This is a genomic window from Streptomyces sp. 184 (genome assembly GCF_045781775.1).
Classification (GTDB): Bacteria; Actinomycetota; Actinomycetes; order Streptomycetales; family Streptomycetaceae; genus Streptomyces.
The window spans coordinates 2,055,588-2,073,772 of sequence record NZ_CP123230.1; the positions used below are offsets into that span (position 1 = coordinate 2,055,588).

Below are 18,185 nucleotides of genomic sequence, written 5' to 3' on the forward strand. Positions count from 1 at the left end.
GCGGGGGCTGCCGCCCCGGGCCCCCGGTGGGCTGCGGCCCGGGAGCCGGGTGGGCTGCGGGGGGTCCGGCCCCGGCTGCTACGGCGTTGCCAGGGCCGTTGCCGGGGGGAGGCGGCTGGCGTGGAGGGCTGGGTAGAGGCCGGCCAGGGCGCCTATCGTCAGGGTGGCCGCCAGGCCGCCCGCCAGGGTCCACGCCGGGATCACCGGCGGCCAGCCCTGTGAGGCCGCGTACGACGCCGTCACCGCCGCTCCCAGCAGCGCGCCCGCCGCGCCGCCCAGCGCCGACAGCAGCAGCGACTCCGCCAGGAACTGCGTGCGGATGTGGCCGCGGGTGGCGCCCAGGGCGCGGCGCAGGCCGATCTCCGCGCGGCGTTCCAGCACCGAGATGACCATGGTGTTCGCCACCCCCACGCCGCCCACCAGCAGCGCCACCGCGCCCACCCCCAGCAGCAGCCGCGTGAACGCCTCGCCCGCGGCCCGCTTCGCCGCCAGCGCGTCCGACGGGCGCGAGACCTCCACCTCGTTCGGCGCCGCCGGGTTCGCGGTCGCGCCCAGCACCGACTGGACCTCCTCCACGTCCGCGTCCGCCGACCGCGTGTAGACCGTCGTCGCGTGGCCGTCGAAGCCCAGCCGGTCCTTCGCCGCCGGCCAGCCCACCAGCGCCCCGAGGTCCAACTCCGGTGCCAGCGGCGCCGGCTGGAGGATCCCGACCACCGTGAACCACTCGCCGCCCACCAGCACCCGCACCTCGGGTGCCGCCCGGCCGATGCCCAGCCGCTCCGCCGCCGTCGCGCCCAGCACCACCGCCGGGTGCCGCGCCGTCGCCGCGTTCAGCCACGTGCCGTCGCGCAGCCGGGCGCCCGTCGTGGCGCGCAGGTCGGTGCGTACCGCGTACGCGGCCAGCCCGCCCGTCTCCGCCTCCGGGATCCGGTCCGTGCGGTAGACATGCGCGTCCGGGACCCGGCCGGTCGCCGACACCGACGTCACCGGACCGATCCTGGCCACCATGTCCTCCGCCCGCGCCGGCAGCTTCGCCTGACCGCCGCTCATCGTCCGGCCCGGCGAGACCGTGAGCAGGTTGGTGCCCAGGGAGGCGAGCGTACGGTCCAGATCCGCCCGCGAACTCGACGAGATCCCCACCACCGCCACCATCGCCGCGATCCCGATCGCGATCCCCAGGGCCGACAGCACCGCCCGCAGCGGCCGGGTACGCAACCCCACCGCCCCGCCGCGCACCACGTCCCCCGGCCACAGCCGGGAGGGGTGCAGGTCGTCCGCTGCTGCCGGCCTCATGTCGCCACCGCCCCGTCCCGTTCCGTCTCCAGCCGGCCGTCCCGCAGCCGTACCTGCCGCGGCAGCGCCGCCGCCAGCTCCCGTTCGTGCGTGATCACCACCACCGTCGTGCCCGCCGCGTTCAGCTCCCGCAGCAGCTCCACCACCCCCGCGCCGGAAGCCGTGTCCAGCGCGCCCGTCGGCTCGTCCGCCAGCAGCAGCGGCGGGTCGCCCGCCACCGCGCGGGCCACCGCGACGCGCTGCCGCTCGCCGCCCGACAGCTCGTGCGGCCGGTGCTCCATGCGGTGGCCCAGGCCCACCCGGTGCAGCACCCGCTCCGCGCGGCGCCGGCGCTCGGCCGGGCGAAGCCCGGTGTAGAGGAGGCCGTCGGCGACGTTGTCGAGGGCCGTCGTGCCGCCCGCGAGGTGGAACTGCTGGAAGACGAAGCCGATCCGGTGCGCGCGCAGCGCGGACAGGCCGGCGTCGGACAGCGCGCCCACGTCGTACCCGGCGATCCGCACCCCGCCCGACGTGGGCCGGTCCAGGGTGCCCAGGACGTGCAGCATCGTCGACTTCCCCGACCCCGACGGGCCGGTGACGGCGACGAGTTCGCCCGCCGCCACGCGCAGCGAGACCCCGGCGAGCGCGGTGACGCCGCCCGCGTAGGTCCTGGTCACGTTCGTCAGCTCGATCACCGCGGCATGCCCACCTTCGTGCCCGCCGTGATGCCGCTGCCGCTGATCTCGACGCGGCCGTTCGCGAACAGGCCCGTCTCCACCGGTACGTACCGCGTCGTGCCGCCCCCGACCACCTCCACGCCGAAGCCGCCCTCCGCCAGTGCCAGCAGCGCCGCGACCGGCACCGTCAGCACGTTCTCGCGGCGCCCGGCGGTGAAGTCGACGTGCACGCCCGCCTCGTCGTACGCGGACGCCGCCTTCCTCGCCTCCGCGCCCGTCAGCCGCACGACGACCTCCACGACCGTCTGCGCCTCCTCCTCGCCCTCGGCCGGCCGCATCGCCACCGACACCTCCGCGACGGTGCCGCGCACCGTCCGCCCGTCCGGCAGCTCCACGCCGACCTTCGCGCCCCGCCGCGCCAGGCGCCGGTCCTCGACGTCCAGTTCCGCGGTGACGGCCATGGCGGTGCCGGTGTACGTGAGGACGTCGGCGCCCGGCGCGAGGAGGTCCCCGTGCTCGGCCTGCACGCTCTCCACGACGACCGCGCCCGGCGCGACCACCACCTGCCCCGGCTCCACCCGGCCCGTCGCCTCGACGCCCAGGTCGTGCTGCCAGTCGCGCACCGCGGCGGCCGTGGCGTTGGAGTACTCGTCGTCGGCGGTGAAACCGGAGAGGCCGAGCGCGCTCAGGTTGCGCTCCAGTTGCGCCACGTCGGTGCCCTGGGCGCCGGGCGCCAGCGCGCGGTACGCGGGCAGGTCCCCGTACAGCAGGGTCACCGGCTCGTCGTCCACCTCGTACAGCGCCTCGCCGCGGGCCACCCGCGCCCCCGAGCGGGGCAGCTCAGTCAGCGTGCCGCCGGTGCGGGCGGCGGCGCCGGTGGCCGGGCCGCGGCCCAGCTCCGCGTCGGCGCTGCGGGTGTCGACCAGCGTGTCGCGGGTCACCTCCGCGGTGGCCGGCGGCAGTTCGCCGTCCGCCGCGCCGGCCGGTTCGCCGGAGCCGCCGAGGCCGAGGCCGGCCGCCGCGGCGCCGCCGGTCGCCGCGAGGAACACCGCCCCGGCCGCGATCCGCCGCCGCCTGCGGCGGTGCCGGCCGCGGCGCGACGGGCCGGGGGCCCCGTCGGCGGGCGGGCCGCCGGCCGGGGGCGCCGTCTCGTCCGGGGTGGCCGCCCGCGAGTTCACTCGCCCCCCTCCTCGTTCGTGGAGGGCTTGCCCTCGCCCGCCGGCATCAGCTTCCTGCACGCCCGCGCCGCACCGTCGTAGTCCGGGTCCTTCTCGATGGCGCCGTCCATCTGGAGCCCGCCGCCCGGCACCGGATCCGGGAAGTCCGCCACGCCGTTGCTCCGCATGCAGCGGGAGTACGCGCGCAGCTTCTCCTCCAGCTCCTTGCTGATCGGGTCGTTCTTCGCGGTGGTCGCCGGGTCGTACCGCCGGCACGCCTCCATGGCGCGCTTCGCCTTCGCCTCGCCGACGCCGTCCATGTTCAGGTCCACGCCCTGGCCGGGCTCCGGGTCCGGGACGTCGATGCCGTTCTCGCGCAGGCACCGCGAGAACTGGAGCATCTGCTCGTCCGGATCCTTCGAGACCGGCTCCTGGCCGCCGCCGGGCTTCTCGTCGCCGCCCGCCGACGCGACCTCGCCGCCGCCGCCGTCGTCGGAGCCGCAGCCGGTCAGGGCCAGGGCGAGCACCAGCGGCAGGGCCGCGAGCGCGCTGCGCGTACGTCGTCGCACCGTCGTCTCCGTTTCCTCGGGGGCGGCGCCGGCCGGGTGCCGGCGCCGCCGGGGCCGATGCAACGCGGTGGCGCGTTTCCCCGCCGTTTCCGCCGTACGGGCCCGGCTGCCGTACGCCCCCTCGCGCCGGCGGCGCTCAGCGGCTCCTCACGGCGAGGAAACGCGCCGTTCGCCACCATGGGGCTGCGAACCCGGCCGGAGGGAGCCGCCGATGAGGGTGCTGGTCGCCGAGGACGAGCCGGTGCTCGCCGCCGCGGTCGGCGAGTGGCTGCGCGCCGAGGCGCACGCCGTCGACATCGCCCACGACGGTGCCGCCGCGCTGGAGCGCGCCGCCGTCAACGACTACGACGTCGTCGTCCTGGACCGCGACCTGCCCGCCGTGCACGGCGACGACGTCTGCCGCCGGCTCGCCGGCTCCGGTGCCGCCGCGCGTGTGCTGATGCTCACCGCCGCCGCCGACGTCGCCGACCGCGTCGCCGGCCTCGGCCTCGGCGCCGACGACTACCTCACCAAGCCGTTCGCCTTCGCCGAACTCGCCGCCCGGGTGCAGGCGCTCGGCCGCCGCGCCCGGCCCGCCGCGCCGCCCGTGCTGCGCCGCGCCGGGATCGCCCTGGACCCGGCCCGGCACGAGGTCGTACGCGACGGCCGCTATGTGCCGCTGTCCCGCAAGGAGTTCGCCGTCCTCGCCGAACTGCTGCGCGCCGAAGGCGCCCCGGTCTCCGCGGAACACCTGCTGGAGAAGGCGTGGGACGAGCACGCCGACCCCTTCACCGGCGCGGTCCGCCTCGCCGTGCTCAAGCTGCGGCGCAAGCTCGGCGAGCCGCCGGTCGTCGAGACCGTCACCGGCGTCGGATACCGCATCCCATGACCGGCACCCGCACCCGCACCCGCAGGCTCACCCGCGTCCGTACGCGCGGCGCGCCCCGGCCGCGGCGGCGCTTCACCCTGCGCGCCCGGCTCACGCTCGTCTACGGGGCCATGTTCCTGGCCGCCGGGGCGGTGCTCCTCGGACTCACCTACGTGCTGTTCAACGCCCGCCTCAGCGGCGGCGGCACGCTCAACAGCAGCACCGCCGAGCCGTCCGCGGCCCCCTCCGGCGCACCGGCCGACGGCGCCCCGGACCCCGGCCCCGGTCCCGGCCCCGACGGCGACACCGGGCCCAGCCACCAGCGGTTCACCGACAGCCGGGAGGAGGCCCTGCGCGACGCCGCCGGCACCTCCCTGCTCGCCCAGGGCGGCATCGCCCTCCTCGTCGTCGGTGCCGCCGCGGCCGGCTCCGGCTGGCTCGTCGCCGGCCGGGTCCTCGCCCCGCTGCACCGCGTCACCGACACCGCCCGCCGCATCGCCGACGCCCCCGCCGCCGGCCGCGGGCTGCACGAGCGCATCGCGCTCGCCGGCCCCGACGACGAGGTCAGGGAACTCGCCGACACCTTCGACACCATGGTCGAACGGCTCGACCGCTCCTTCGACGGCCAGCGCCGCTTCGTCGCCAACGCCTCCCACGAGCTGCGCACCCCGCTGACCATCGGCCGCGCCCTGGTCGAGACCGCCATGCACCGGCCCACCGCCTCCGCGGACGTCACGCGCCTGGGGGAGGACCTGCTGCGGATCAACTCCCGGCACGAACGGCTGATCAGCGGGCTGCTGCTCCTCGCCACCTCCGAGAACGAGATCACCGAACGCCACCCCGTCGACCTCGCCGACATCGTCACGCACGTCGTCGCCCAGGCCGCGCCCGAGGCGGCGGAGGCCGGGATCGAGGTCGCGGCGACGACCGCGGAGGCGTGGACCGCCGGGGACGCGCTGCTGCTGGAGCGGCTGGTGCACAACCTGGTCGAGAACGGCGTCCGCCACAACTCCGGCCCCGGCGGGCACGTCCGCGTCACCTGCGCCGCGGGGCCCGGCGGACGGGCGGAGCTGGAGGTCGCCAACAGCGGGCCGGCGGTGCCCCCGTACGAGATTCCCGCCCTCTTCGAGCCGTTCTGCCGCCTCGGCGGCGACCGGCTGGTGAGCGGCGGCGGGGCCGGGCTCGGGCTGTCGATCGTACGGGCCGTGGCGCGCGCCCACGGCGGCGACGCGGCGGCCCGCCCCCGCGCCGGCGGCGGGCTCACCGTGACCGTGACGCTGCCGCCCGACCCGGAGGCCGAACGCGCCGCGGACGCCGGCCGCTAGCCCCCGGCGGTGAGCCGCAGCAGCGCCTCCGGCGCCTCGTCCACCGCGTCGACCAGCGCGATCCGCGGCGCCATCGACCGGCCCGCCGCCAGCGCCGACAGCAACTGCCACGCCGGCAGCCGCGCCGACCAGTGCTCGCGGCCCACCAGCACCATCGGCCGCGGCTCGCCGCGCGACTCGTAGTAGTTGGGCGTCGCCGCGTCGAAGATCTCCTGCACCGTGCCCGCCGCGCCCGGCAGGAACACCACGCCCGCGGTGCTGCGGGCCAGCAGCCCGTCCTCGCGCAGCGCGTTCGTGAAGTACTTCGCGATGTGCCCCGCGAAGGCGTTCGGCGGCTCGTGCCCGTAGAACCAGGTGGGGATGCCGATCGAGTCGCCGCCGCCCGGCCACCGCTCCCGTACCGCGAACGCCGCCTCGGCCCACTGCGCCACCGAGGGGGTGAACGACGGGGCCTTGCCCAGCATCCGCACCGCCTCGTCCAGCATCGCGTCGTCGAACTCCGCCGCGTACGCGCCCAGGTTGGCCGCCTCCATCGCGCCGGGGCCGCCGCCGGTGGCCACGTCGAACCCGGCGCGCACCAGCGCCCGGCCCAGCCGGGCCGCGCCCGCGTACGCCTCGCCGCCGCGCTCCAGCGCGTGCCCGCCCATGACGCCGACGACGGGACGGCCGGCGCGCAGCCGCTCGTCCAGCGCGTTGGACATCGACTCGTCGTGCATGCCCCGTATCACGGCGGCGAATATGTCGTGCTCGGCGCGGGTGCGCCGGAACCAGTCGTACGAGCGGGCGTCCGGCGTCTGCTCGTACCCCCGCGCCAGGCCCGCGAACAGCTCGTCCGCGGTGTACAGCGCGCCCCGGTACGGATCGAAGGGCAGGTCCGGCACGACGGGGAAGACCAGCGCCCCGTCCCGCTGCACGCGCCGCGCCGCCTCCGCGGCCATCGGGCAGCCGAGGAACACCGCGCCGTGCACGTCGGCGGTGAGCAGCAGCCGCGTGCGGTCCGTCAGATCGACGGACTGCACGCGGAACCCGCTGATGGAGCCGGAGGCGACGGCGGCGTCGAACTCGGCGAGGGACTCGATCTCGAACGGCGAGTGCGGCATGCGCCCACCCTACGGGCGGGCGCGCACCCGTTCGGCGATTCCGGTCGTCAGCTCCCGGTCCACGGCGGGGACGTCCCACCGGCCGGCGCGCACGGCGGCGTTGCTGATCCAGAACACCAGCGTCCCGTCGTCCAGGAAGCGCGCGACGCGGCCGGCGGACCAGTCGTTGCCGCCGTCGTGGGTGGCGAGGGGGGCGCCGTCGAGGTCGAGCAGGCTCCAGCCGTAGCCGTAGAAGGACGCGGCGCCGCCGTCTTCGGGGACGTACCGCTTGAACAGCAGCTTCCTGGCCTGCTCGCCGAGGACGCGGTCGTCGAGCAGGGCGCGGTGCCAGCGGAGCATGTCGCGGGCGGTGGAGAGCATGCCGCCGTTGCCGCGGAGGTTCCAGTACGGGCCGTCGTCGGCCCAGGGGTGGTCCAGCGGGGTGCCCTGCGGGCGGCCCCTGCGGTCGTACTCGACGGCGATGCGGGCGGGGTCCCAGTCGGGCAGGACGTAGCCGGTGCCGGTCATGCCGGCGGGGGCGAAGAGGTGGTCGGCGAGGTACGACTCGTAGCCGGTGCCGGACGCCTTCTCCACGACGGCGGCGAGCAGGCTGTAGCCGGTGTTGGAGTACGCGTAGCGCTCGCCGGGCGGCGAGTTCAGCGGGGCGGCGAGGGCGCCGGAGACCAGCCCGGCGCGGGAGAGGGGGTCGTAGTCGTCGCCGAGGGAGTCGGGCAGGCCGGAGGTGTGGGTGAGCAGGTGGTGCAGGGTGATGCCCCGCTTGTCGGCGGGTACGCCGCCGACGTACCGGGAGAGGGGGTCGGTGACCCGCAGCCTGCCCTCCGTCTGGAGCTTCACGACGGCGGCGGCGGTGAACTGCTTGGTCATCGAGGCGATGTCGTACACGGTGTCGCAGCGGGCGCGCGCGCCGGTCCCGGGGTCGGCGGGGCCGCGGCCGGAGCAGACCACCCGGTCGCCACCGCGGGCGGCGACGACGGTGCCGGGGGCGTCGTCGGGCCAGACCTCGTCGAGGTACTTCGCCACGGCGCGGGCGGCCGGGTCGGCGGTGTCATCGGCGCCGGCGGCGCCGGCGGCGCTGCCCCGCGCGCTCACCCCGGGGGAGCCGCCGCCGGCCCGCGCGTCCCGGTCCCGGTCACGGTCGCGGTCGCGGTCCGCGCCGCACGCGGGCAGCGCCGCCAGCACCAGCAGCCCCACGAGGGCGGCGCGCACCCGCCGGCCGGGGATGTCTCCGTACGTCGTCATGCCGGGAGGCTAGGCAGCGCGCACCCCCGGGGTCGTCACGCGGGCGAGCGAACGGCACGCGCTCCGGCGGGGGACGGGGGAGTCCCCCGCGCGGGGGAGGGGGCCGGGCGAGGGGTCACGACCCGCCGGGGCCGTCGTAGCGGATCCTCTCGTCTCCCCAGGTGCCGGAGTGCAGCATCGCGTCCCGGGTGTACGGGCCGTAGAGGCCGTCGGCGGTGGTGCCCACCCGCGCCTGGACGCGCCGGAGCGCGGCCTCCGTCGCCGGGCCGAAGTCGCCGTCCTCCGCCAGATCCTGGCCATAGCACTGGTTGAGGCTCACCTGCAAGGCGAGGACCCCCGGGTTCTTGTGCCCCCTGCGCAGTTCACAGGTGGTGTCCGTGCCCGAGCAGACGGGCAGCCAGGCGGTGCCGGCGGGCGTCTGGACCGCCGCGTAGTCGTCACAGGGGTTCACGGGTGCTCCTTGTGTGTCGGGCGGCTGGACATGCGTGTCCGGCGGGTTGCCGCGAGGATGGAAGCATGAGCACGACAGCGCAGCGGGCCGCGGGCCTTTACGACGTGTCGGACGTGGAAACGTTCTACGGAACCGTCCAGATGGACCGGTTGAGCATCTGGTTCGCGGACTCCCCGGGCTGCTGGTCCTGCCGGCGGCTGCGGGAGCGCTACCGGCTGCTGGCCGGAACGTACGAGGGGAAAGTGGAATTCTGCCGCGTCGGGCGCGAGTTCGCGCCGGCGGTCTGCGACCTGCTGAACGTCGGGGAGACGCCCGCCACCTTCGCCTTCCGCCGCGGCGAGGCGCTGGACTGGCCGTGGCCCGCGGGGGTGCCGGCGAAGTCCCGGGCGCAGTATCGCGAATGGCTCGACAGGCATGCGTGACGTTCCGATCAGAAGGATTCCAGGCGGTACCGGGGCCCGCCGCCCTGCTTCCTGAACCGGAAGGCGAGCGCCGAGGCGGGCAGCGAGACGCGCTGCTTGAACTGGACGAGTTCCGCCCCCTGGTACACGCCGTCGATGGTCAGGTCGACGGCGGCCGTCGATGACCCGTCCGGCGGAAACGCCACCTCGTGCTGCGCGACGTTGTCCTGGAGGTCCGAGGCGGACAGGGTGCGCTGACTCCCGGCACCGGCGGAACTGCCCGAGCGGTAGAGCCAGCGGAGCAGCAGGTAGTCCTGGGGCCTGGCCCGCGGAGTGAGATCGAAGACGAGCCGGACCTTCTTGATCTCCTGTTCGGGCTCGTAGAGGAGCGACACCCCGGCGGGGCCCACCTCGGGTTCGAGTCGTGTGACGGCGCCGTGAAGTCCCGTACCGGGCTGGAAGTCGACGGAAACGGTGACGCGCGCGGTGGCGGGGAAACCGCCCCACGCGTCCGAGATCCGGTCCTCCACGACACCGCCGCCGGCGCCGAACTCGCCCGTGCCGCACGGGTGCATCGACGCGTCGGGGCTCTCGTAGACGCAGTCCACCACGTAGCGCGAGACGAGCCACTCGGGTGCGCTGCCGACGACCACCTTGAGCGTCCTGTACTGCGTCGGCGCGGGGCAGCCCTGCCAGCGCAGGCCGAGGTCCCGGCCGTAGGACTGGACCTGCGCCTTCACGAGCTGCCCGGAGCGGGTCCTGACCGCGACGACGCTCCCCGTCACCAGCCTGTTTTGGCCCTGGGGGTCTCCGGGGACGCCCTCGCCGGTGTAGGTGAGCGTCGCGAGGTCCTGGTAGCCGAGCGGCTCGTACGGCACCGTGCCCAGCGGGCACAGGCGGGCGCCGAGGAGCGGCACGAGTTCGCGGCGGCCGTCCGGCGGCTGACGCCACCACACGTCGGCACGTCCCATGCCGGTGGCTTCGACCCCCGCCTCCAGGTCGAACCTGTGGTTGCCCCGAACGACGCCGGTTCCCGAGGAGGCGGTGATCGCCACGTTCCTCACTCCTTGATGGTCAGCCCTTGATGTTCAGCGTGATCGCGTACGTCTGTTCCGCCGGGCCCCGGCCGTGGCCCCCGCGCAGTTCGAGGACGAGCCTCGACGACGCGGGGGCCCGGGTCCCGACCGGGAACCGGAAGACGGCCACGGTGCCGCCCGCCCCCATGGCCCCGCCGGACTCCGGCGGCTGCACGTCCACCTCGGGAGGGCCGAGACCTTCCCGGTCGTACGACGCGACCTCCCAGTGCAGACCGGTGAGCATGTTGACCGGCAGCGTGACGACGAGCACGTCACCGACGCGGAGGGTGATCGTCTTTCCCTCGTCCGTGTGGTCGACCAGAACTTCGGGCACGTCTTCGTCCCTTGCGAGATGGAGGGGGTACGGGCTCAGTGGACCCCGACGCCGAACATCTGGTAGTCGATGCCGGCCTGGCCGTAGCCGATCTTGAAGAACCCGGAGGCTCCCCAGTGGGGTCCCCAACTGTTCTTGCAGATCCACGCCTGGTCGTAGTCGCTGTAGCCGATCACGCAGACGCAGTGGCCGCCCCAGTTCGTACCCGGGGAACCGCTGACCCGGTAGACGGCCGAGGGCTGGGTGTTGGCCGCGAAGAAGTCGAAGAAGTCCTGGTACACGGTGAATCCCGTGATCAGGGGGGAGTACTGCTTCACCGCAAGCCAGTCCTTCCGCTGCTCCGCGCCCTGGACGACGTAGAAGTTGTCGATCCGTGTGAGGCGGCCGGCCGCGTCCCAGCATGCGGTGCAGCCGGGTGTGGGGTGTGACGACGTCGCCGGGCCCACGTAGGGGAAGCAGCCCTCGTCCGCCACACCGACGTCGCGCCACCACGTGAGCGCGTGATCCGGCCACCAGCCGGCGTTCGACTCGCCGTAGTTGCCGCACGTGCGGCCTTCGGTGCGTGCGTGGCAGAAGAACAGGTGGGCCTCGGAGAAGTCCGGGTTCCAGTCCGGGTGGTACCGCTTGAGCGCGCCCTCGACGGCGGCGGCCGTCCCGAAGGCGACGCAGCTCCCGCAGTTGCCCTGGGCCTTGACGGGGGATATGTAGTTGCGCCCGTTGATGTTGCGGAAGTCGAACTCGCCGGGTGCGGCGGTCGCCGCCCCCGCGGCCTGCGTCGTGCTACGGGCGTAGGCGGCCTGCGCCTTCAGTTCGCGGCCCCACAGGCTGAGTTCGCCGTTGCGTACGTCGGGCGTGAAGCCGAGTGGGTACGGGGCCCGGGGCGCCGCGTCCGCGGAGGACTGTCCGGGCTGGGGAAGCTGCCCGGGCTGGCCCGGCCGGCTCGGTGCCATGAAGCCGGTGCCCGGCGCGGCCCCCGTCCCGCCGCTCTGGGCCGGAGTGGGCCCGGTGGCGGGCGGCGGCGTCCCGTAGGTGGCCGTGAGCCGCTCGCGGTAGGCGGGGTCGCGGAGGGTCGCCTCCAGCAGCGCGGCCGGGATGGCCGGCTCCCCCAGGGCCTGCGTACCGTCGAATCCCACGGCCATGGACGACTCGAAGAGCGAGATCGAGCCGGAGGCGTTCTTGCCCCGCCAGTCGCCGGTCAGCCCCTGGATCCTGTACTGGATCTTCGGCGTGCTCTCACCGATCCAGTCGTCGGGGTGGAACGGGAAGAGGAGTTCGTACGTCGGCAGGTTGCCGGGGTTGCCGCCGGCGTCGACGGACACCAGGGTGTACCCGGTCACCTTGGGGCGCAGCGGTTCGTTCGGGCGGGCCGGCGGTGTCCACTCCCACTTGAACAGCGCCTTGGAGTTCGGGTCGGCGACGTAGGCGGCGTCCCAGAAGATCATCTGGGTGCGCTGGACCCACACCTCGGGGTAGAAGGCGAAGCCGGCGCCGGTGTCGGAGATCGGCAGGGTCTCCTTGTACTTGTAGCCGACGTGCGGTTCCTTGAAGTCGACCAGCACTTCGAGCTGCGCCGAGGTGGGCGCGTAGGGCGGCGTGTACTGGATGATGCCGTCGGTCTCGCCGCCCTCGTCGCCGCTGACGGCGGGGCAGTGCACCATCCTCGGCCCGGTCGGCGTCGTGTAGCTGGCGGAGGGCACCATCCGCTTGACCATCGAGCTGTTGGAGAGCAGCACCTTGAACGGGAGCTTGATGTCGTCCTCTTCGACGAACAGGTGCTTGCGCGGGTCGAACGCCCCCAACTGCTGCTCGAAGTTGAAGGACACCTGGTGGATGTTCTCGCCGATGCCCGTGAAGGTGAGCGTCTGGTCGAACTGCGCGGTGTCCGAGAGGGAGACGCTCTTCATGGCCACCGAGACGCCGCCGAAGAAGCCGCCGGGCGCCGACGCCTCGACGGGCTTGGGGTCGGGCTGGATCCACTGGCCCACCTCCAGCTTCACGTACTGGTCGAAGATGGCGTCGAGCAGCCTGTTCAGATCGACGCCGGTGGGCGGCTGGCCGATGACGCTGACGTCGAGCGCGTGCTGCTGGCGGAGGTCGGCGCGTACCGACTGGTAGTCGAAGGAGCCGTTGACCAGGCCGAAGTAGCTGGCCCGTGCCTTGGCGTTCCACGAGAAGTAGTCGTACGCCTTCTTCTTGTACCCGCTGGCCTTGATCTGGCACTGCGGGATCAGGTACTGGTAGCGGTAGGTGAACATGATCGACACCTGCGGCGGGTACGGCGCGGGAGTGGCCCCGAGCATCGCCGCGAAGTGGTCGGCACCGTCCGGCGTCAACTCGACGGCGAAGCCGATCGAGGACGAGGAGCCGACCTCCACCCCCTTGAGCTGCTGCCCCGGCTTGGCGTACATGTCCAGGCCGAAGACGTCCATCTTCCCCGGGCTGAGGCGCAGCGGCTGGAAGTTGAAGGCGCCTTCCGTGGGGTTGATGTTGTAGAGCGTCTTGATCAGGTTGGTCCACTGCTGGCGCTGGCCCTCGCCGGGCAGCTCCACGACCAGCTCGACCATGAAGCTGAGGATGCCGCCCAGGGTGGTCTTGCTGCCGTCGGGGTTGTTCCTGACCTTCTTCGTCACCAGGAAGGCCGGTTCCCCGTCCGGGTTCTTGGCTATCCGGCCCCAGCGCGGCGCGTAGAACCAGGTGTTCGGATTCTGGCCCTTGAAGAGGATGAAGGGCATCTGCGGGTCGGTGGCGATGGCGACCGTGCCGTCCACCAGGTTGAAGTTGGGGGGTGCCGCGGCGGCGAGTTCGATCGTCGTCGAGGGGTCGAAGGGGTCGGGCACCATCGCGGGCAGCGGCGCGGAAGCGGGCAGGTCCTCCGGGTCCAACTGCGGGTACTCGATCGTCCGGCCCGCGGGCGCGATGTCCAGCGGCGTGTCGGCGGTGACTCCCGGCGGCGGGACGAGAACGCCGGGCCGGTGGTCCGCCGACGGCTGCTGCGGACCGGGATCCTCCGTCCCACCGGGGGTACTTGGCGTGTCCTCGGGGCGGGAAGGGGGCTCGGCCCCCTTTGCGGACTGCTCGACGTTCTCGGGGTCCGGACGCTCGTCCATGCACGTGCCTCTCTAGGGTGTGAATATGCCAAAGGCATACCGAAGGTGAATGTGTGACCCCGAGATGTGTGCAACGGCTGGAAAACACGGCGGCAGGGACTATGCCCCTGGTATATGTCAGTAGGCCCGAGGGCGTGCTCGGGCGCCACCGGAGCGGGGCGAACGGGTGAAGGGCACCTGCCGCGAGCCGGATCAGCGCGTGCCGGTGCCGGCCGGGCGGCCGGGGGGACCTGGGGCGCCCGCGGTCGTCACGGACAGGGGGGATCTTCGGGGTCACCGAGCCGCGGAAGCGCCCAAGTCCCCTGTCGCCGGGCCTTCCTCGGGCGCGGGGTGCGGAGGAGACCGTACGACGACGGACCCCGTGCGGCTCTGCCGGGATCGATCCTCTAGCGCAGCGGCAGCGAGGCCAACTCGCCCAGGGCGACGGCCAGCGGGGCGAAGACCGCCAGCAGGGCCGTCGTGCGCAGCAGCGCCGCGCGGCGCAGGAGGCGGGGGGAGGCGCCCAGGCGCAGGAGGGCGGTCGTCGTGTGGGAGCGGGCGCGCTTGGACTCCAGCGCCGCCATCCACACCGTCGCCAGCGCGCAGCCCACCACCAGCCCCGCACCCAGCACCGTCAACGGGCCCAGCGACCGGGCGTCGTCGCCGTCCGGCCAGACCAGCGTGCACAGCACCCCGCCCGTCGCCACCGCGCACAGCGCGCCCAGCGGCCGGCCCACGCGCCGGGCCTCCTGCTGGAGCACCCGCCCGGCCAGCAGCCGCAGCGCGCCGGGGCGCAGGGCGCACAGCAGCCGGCCGCACAGGTGCACGATGCCGGGGCCGGCGAGGATCAGGCCGGCGGCGACCAGCACCCAGCTCGCGACCACCGCGGGGGCCGCGTCGCCGGAGCCGCCGGGAAGCGGCAGCTTCAGCGCCGCGCCGTCGCCGGCGCCCGCGAAGCCGCCCGCGTACGCGCCGAGGGCCAGGCCCGTCGTCGCCAGCGCGGTGCCCCACGGCAGGTCGGCGGGGACCTGCGGATCCTCGGCGGCGGCCTGCCGCGGTGCGTCCGCCGCGGCGCCGCTCCCGTCCGCCTCGCGCCGGGCCCGCGGCCGGGCCGCCGTACGCCGCGGGCGCAGGCTCGCCGCGCTCGCCGCCGCGGCCAGCGCCGGCACGCAGGCCAGCAGCGTGAGCGCGCCGACGACGGGAAAGGGGCCGCCGGCGCCGAGCAGCGCGGCGGCGGCGCCGTCGAACGGCAGCCCCGACAGGTCGCCGCGCAGGTGCAGGAAGAACAGCAGCGCCAGCGCGCTGCCCAGCAGGCACGACACCGCCGTGCTCACCGCGGCGACCACCGGCGCCGCCGCCGGCCCGAAGCCCGCCGAGGACAGCCCCTGCGACGGCTTGGCGTGCGGGTCGGTACGGGCCACGGCGACCGCGAAGTGGACGGTGGCCGCCAGCGGCGCCGCGCACCACAGCAGTTGCTCGGGCGAGGCGTGGCCCAGCGCGGTGAGCAGCAGGAAGCCGACGCCGGCCGAGGCGCACGCGACGAGCAGCCGGCGCAGCAGGACCAGCGGGTGGGAGCCGCGGGCTAGGCGGAGACTGAGCACGAGTCCTCCGAGTTCTCCGTCGCCCCCGCGTCCATGCCCGCCTCGCCGGCCCCGTCCCCGTACCCCCGCGCCCCCGCGCCCGCCCGGGCGCCGTCCGTCCCGCGGCCGTCGACCAGCCGGAGCGTCCGGTCCGCCGCCCCCGTGACGGCGGCGTCGTCCTCCGGCCCCGTGAGCACGACGCTGATGCCGTGCGAGCGGGCCGCCGCGACGAGCGTACGCAGCGCCTGCACCCCCTCCGCCCGCCGCAGCGGCGCGGTCGGCTCGTCGGCGAAGACCACGTCGGGCCCGGCGACCAGCGCCCGGGCGATGGCGACGCGCTGTCGCTGCTCCTGCGGCAGCGCCCCGGGCCGGCGCCGCGCGATGTCCCCGGCGTCCAGGCGCTCCAGCCACTCCACCGCCGTGCGCCGCGCCGCACGGTGCGTCTCGCCGGCCAGCAGCAGCGGCAGCGCGGCGTTCTCCCAGGCGGTCAGCTCGGGCACCAGCTCGGGGCGGGTGCCGATCCAGCCGAAGCGGTCCCGGCGCAGCCGCTCGCGGGCCCCGGGGGAGAGGGTGTGCACGGGGCCGCTGTTGAACCACACCTCGCCCTGCTGCGGCAGCAGTTGCCCCGACAGGCACTTCAGCAGCGTCGTCTTGCCGCTGCCGCGCGGCCCGGTGACGGCGAGGATCTCGCCCTGCGCAACACCGAGGGAGACCCCGGCAAGCGCGGGGGTGCCACCGTGGTCGTAGTGCAGGGAGCGGGCCCACAGCACGTCGTTGTCGGGCGGGGCGGTCCGAGTGGTCGCCGCGGTCATCGCACACCTCTTTCCCTGGGTCCCCGTACGTCCCCACGGTGGTGGAACGAGGACGGAGGGGATCCGGTCACTCGCACCCTAGGAAGGGGCGGCGGGACCGCAGGCCAGGCGGCGGGCGGCGCGCCGGGCGGTCCGCTCGTACGGGCGGACCGCCCGGCGCGTACGCCGGGAGGGCGGCGGCGGCAGGGGTCAGAGCAGCGCCCAGGCGTCCGTGAGGACGCCGCGCAGGATCTGCTCCGCCTCGTCGAAGACCGCCTGGTCGGCGACGAGCGGCGGGGCGAGCTGCACCACCGGGTCGCCGCGGTCGTCGGCGCGGCAGTACAGGCCGTTGTCGAAAAGGGCCTTGGACAGGAAGCCGTAGAGCACCCGCTCGGTCTCCTCGGCCGTGAAGGTCTCCTTGGTGGCCTTGTCCTTGACCAGCTCGATGCCGTAGAAGTAGCCGCTGCCGCGCACGTCGCCGACGATCGGCAGGTCGAGCAGGCGGCGCAGGGTGGCGTGGAACGCCTCCTCGTGCCCTCGTACGTGCCCGTAGAGGTCCTCGCGCTCGAAGATGTCGAGGTTCGCGAGCGCGACGGCGCAGGAGACCGGGTGGCCGCCGAAGGTGTAGCCGTGCGGGAAGGTGTTGCCGCCGGTGTAGAAGGGCTCGGCGACACGGTCGGAGACGAGGCAGGCGGCGAGCGGCGAGTAGCCGGAGGTCATGCCCTTGGCGCAGGTGATGAGGTCGGGCACGTAGCCGAACTTCTCGCAGCCGAACATGTGGCCGAGCCGGCCGAAGGCGCAGATGACCTCGTCGGAGACGAGCAGCACGTCGTACGTGTCGCAGATCTCCCGCACCCGCTCGAAGTACCCGGGCGGCGGCGGGAAGCAGCCGCCGGCGTTCTGCACCGGCTCCAGGAACACCGCGGCGACCGTCTCGGGGCCCTCGAAGAGGATCTGCTGCTCGATCTGGTCGGCGGCCCAGCGGCCGAACGCCTGCGGGTCGTCACCGTGGACGGGCGCGCGGTAGATGTTGGTGTTCGCGACCTTGCGCGCGCCGGGGACCAGCGGCTCGAAGGGGGCCTTGAGCCCGGGCAGGCCGGTGATGGACAGGGCGCCCTGCGGGGTGCCGTGGTAGGCGACGGCGCGGGAGATCACCTTGTACTTGCCGGGGCGGCCGGTGAGCTTGAAGTACTGCTTGGCCAGCTTCCAGGCGGTCTCGACCGCCTCGCCGCCGCCGGTGGAGAAGAACACCTTGTTCAGGTCGCCGGGCGCGCCGGCGGCGAGCCGCTCGGCGAGTTCGACGGCCTTGGGGTGGGCGTAGGACCAGATCGGGAAGTACGCCAGCTCCGCGGCCTGCTTGGCGGCGGCCTCGGCCAGCTCGGTGCGGCCGTGGCCGGCCTGCACCACGAACAGGCCGGCGAGGCCGTCGAGGTAGCGCTTGCCGCTCTCGTCGTAGACGTACGCGCCCTCGCCGCGGACGATGGTGGGCACGGGGGCGTTCTCGTACGACGACATCCGGGTGAAGTGCATCCACAGGTGGTCGTACGCGGCCTTCGAGGTGGCCGACGGGCTGGCCGAGGGACTGGCCGAGGGGGTGGTGCCGGATGCGGCGGTGCTGTCCTTGCTCACGGTTATCAGGTTCCCCACGAGTAGGTCTGCTTGCGGAGCTTCAGGTACACGAAGCTCTCGGTGGCGCGGACGCCGGGCAGGGCCCGGATCCGTTTGGTGATCAGCTCCAGCAGGTGGGCGTCGTCGTGGCAGACGACCTCGGCGAGCAGGTCGAAGGAGCCGGCGGTCACCACCACGTAGTCGACCTCGTCCAGGCCGGCCAGCGCGTCCGCGACGGGCTCGACGTCTCCGTCGACGGTGATGCCGATCATCGCCTGTCTCATGAAGCCGACCGTCAGCGGGTCGGTGACGGCGACGATCTGCATGACGCCCTGCTCCAGCAGCTTCTGCACCCGCTGCCGCACGGCCGCCTCGGACAGGCCGACGGCCTTGCCTATGGCGGCGTACGACCGGCGGCCGTCCTGCTGCAACTGCTCGACGATCTTCAGCGAGACCTCGTCCAGGGCCGAGCCCGCCTGCTTCTTGTCACGTGTGGCCACGCTGTCACTGTGCCCGAGCGCCCGAGTCCGCCGCAAGGGGCGCGGAAACTGAATCCGTGGCTGAATCGCGTATATGCGAGGGATTCGCTTGTTCCGTCATGCTTGAGCTGTCAATCTCGTACGAGGACGGGGAGGTCGCCGCGTCGGCGAGGCCGCGGGCGGCGACGGAAGT

17 protein-coding genes are annotated in these 18,185 nt (G+C 74.3%); 3 read left to right on the plus strand and 14 right to left on the minus strand.

Going from position 1 to position 18,185, the window contains the following annotated elements; genetic code table 11:
- Positions 1-78: 78 nt before the first annotated feature.
- Genes QBL21_RS08935 through QBL21_RS08950 form a run of 4 tightly spaced genes read right to left on the minus strand, consistent with a single transcriptional unit; the run spans position 79 to position 3,675 of the window.
- Positions 79-1,293 (minus strand): ABC transporter permease, encoded by a 1,215-nt coding sequence (locus QBL21_RS08935; RefSeq protein ID WP_407561476.1) that lies wholly within the window; start codon positions 1,291-1,293, stop codon positions 79-81.
- The gene (locus QBL21_RS08940; protein WP_407561477.1) at positions 1,290-1,967 is read right to left on the minus strand and encodes an ABC transporter ATP-binding protein; all 678 of its coding nucleotides are present in this window, start codon (positions 1,965-1,967) and stop codon (positions 1,290-1,292) included. The genes QBL21_RS08935 and QBL21_RS08940 overlap by 4 nt, the downstream gene beginning before the upstream one ends.
- Entirely contained in the window at positions 1,964-3,127 is a 1,164-nt protein-coding gene (locus tag QBL21_RS08945; protein WP_407561478.1) for a peptidoglycan-binding protein, read from the minus strand. The genes QBL21_RS08940 and QBL21_RS08945 overlap by 4 nt, the downstream gene beginning before the upstream one ends.
- Positions 3,124-3,675 carry a hypothetical protein gene (locus QBL21_RS08950; RefSeq protein ID WP_407561479.1) on the minus strand — a complete coding sequence of 184 codons (552 nt, stop codon included), beginning with the start codon at positions 3,673-3,675 and terminating at the stop codon, positions 3,124-3,126. The genes QBL21_RS08945 and QBL21_RS08950 overlap by 4 nt, the downstream gene beginning before the upstream one ends.
- A 211-nt stretch (positions 3,676-3,886) precedes the next feature.
- On the opposite strand from QBL21_RS08950, the gene QBL21_RS08955 reads away from it, so the two are divergent.
- Together QBL21_RS08955 and QBL21_RS08960 are read left to right on the plus strand one after the other, a co-directional pair.
- Positions 3,887-4,543 (plus strand): response regulator transcription factor, encoded by a 657-nt coding sequence (locus QBL21_RS08955; RefSeq protein WP_407561481.1) that lies wholly within the window; start codon positions 3,887-3,889, stop codon positions 4,541-4,543.
- Positions 4,540-5,847 carry a sensor histidine kinase gene (locus tag QBL21_RS08960; RefSeq protein WP_407561482.1) on the plus strand — a complete coding sequence of 436 codons (1,308 nt, stop codon included), beginning with the start codon at positions 4,540-4,542 and terminating at the stop codon, positions 5,845-5,847. Before QBL21_RS08955 ends, QBL21_RS08960 begins: the two co-directional genes overlap by 4 nt.
- On the opposite strand, the gene QBL21_RS08965 is transcribed toward QBL21_RS08960, so the two are convergent.
- The 3 genes from QBL21_RS08965 to QBL21_RS08975 all read right to left on the minus strand — a co-directional run bounded on the left by QBL21_RS08965 (position 5,844) and on the right by QBL21_RS08975 (position 8,637).
- Positions 5,844-6,947, minus strand: a complete 1,104-nt coding sequence (locus QBL21_RS08965) for an LOG family protein (protein WP_407561483.1) — start codon at positions 6,945-6,947, stop codon at positions 5,844-5,846. The genes QBL21_RS08960 and QBL21_RS08965 overlap by 4 nt on opposite strands.
- Before the next feature lie 9 nt (positions 6,948-6,956).
- The gene (locus QBL21_RS08970) at positions 6,957-8,186 is read right to left on the minus strand and encodes a serine hydrolase domain-containing protein (protein WP_407561484.1); all 1,230 of its coding nucleotides are present in this window, start codon (positions 8,184-8,186) and stop codon (positions 6,957-6,959) included.
- A gap of 115 nt (positions 8,187-8,301) precedes the next feature.
- Complete coding sequence (locus QBL21_RS08975) at positions 8,302-8,637, minus strand: peptidoglycan-binding protein (RefSeq protein WP_407561486.1); 336 nt, start codon at positions 8,635-8,637, stop codon at positions 8,302-8,304.
- A gap of 65 nt (positions 8,638-8,702) precedes the next feature.
- Here QBL21_RS08975 and QBL21_RS08980 point away from each other — a divergent pair, with 65 nt between their 5' ends.
- On the plus strand, positions 8,703-9,059 hold the full coding sequence (locus QBL21_RS08980) for a hypothetical protein (RefSeq protein WP_407561488.1): 357 nt from the start codon (positions 8,703-8,705) through the stop codon (positions 9,057-9,059).
- An 8-nt stretch (positions 9,060-9,067) separates the two neighbouring features.
- On the opposite strand, the gene QBL21_RS08985 is transcribed toward QBL21_RS08980, so the two are convergent.
- The 7 genes from QBL21_RS08985 to QBL21_RS09015 all read right to left on the minus strand — a co-directional run bounded on the left by QBL21_RS08985 (position 9,068) and on the right by QBL21_RS09015 (position 18,013).
- On the minus strand, positions 9,068-10,093 hold the full coding sequence (locus QBL21_RS08985; protein ID WP_407561489.1) for a hypothetical protein: 1,026 nt from the start codon (positions 10,091-10,093) through the stop codon (positions 9,068-9,070).
- 19 nt (positions 10,094-10,112) lie between these two features.
- A complete protein-coding gene (locus QBL21_RS08990; protein WP_407561490.1) occupies positions 10,113-10,448 on the minus strand; it encodes a protease inhibitor I42 family protein in 336 nt (111 codons plus the stop codon).
- A 35-nt stretch (positions 10,449-10,483) separates the two neighbouring features.
- The gene (locus QBL21_RS08995; RefSeq protein WP_407561491.1) at positions 10,484-13,555 is read right to left on the minus strand and encodes a C1 family peptidase; all 3,072 of its coding nucleotides are present in this window, start codon (positions 13,553-13,555) and stop codon (positions 10,484-10,486) included.
- Positions 13,556-13,941: 386 nt separating this feature from the next.
- Positions 13,942-15,135 (minus strand): hypothetical protein, encoded by a 1,194-nt coding sequence (locus tag QBL21_RS09000; RefSeq protein ID WP_407561492.1) that lies wholly within the window; start codon positions 15,133-15,135, stop codon positions 13,942-13,944.
- Positions 15,117-15,926: an ABC transporter ATP-binding protein gene (locus tag QBL21_RS09005; RefSeq protein ID WP_407561493.1), complete on the minus strand. Its 810-nt coding sequence runs from the start codon at positions 15,924-15,926 to the stop codon at positions 15,117-15,119. The genes QBL21_RS09000 and QBL21_RS09005 overlap by 19 nt, the downstream gene beginning before the upstream one ends.
- 189 nt (positions 15,927-16,115) lie before the next feature.
- Positions 16,116-17,534, minus strand: coding sequence for an aspartate aminotransferase family protein (locus tag QBL21_RS09010; RefSeq protein WP_407561494.1), 1,419 nt, complete (start codon positions 17,532-17,534; stop codon positions 16,116-16,118).
- 5 nt (positions 17,535-17,539) lie between these two features.
- Positions 17,540-18,013, minus strand: coding sequence for an Lrp/AsnC family transcriptional regulator (locus QBL21_RS09015; protein ID WP_407561495.1), 474 nt, complete (start codon positions 18,011-18,013; stop codon positions 17,540-17,542).
- Between the last annotated feature and the right edge of the window lie 172 nt (positions 18,014-18,185).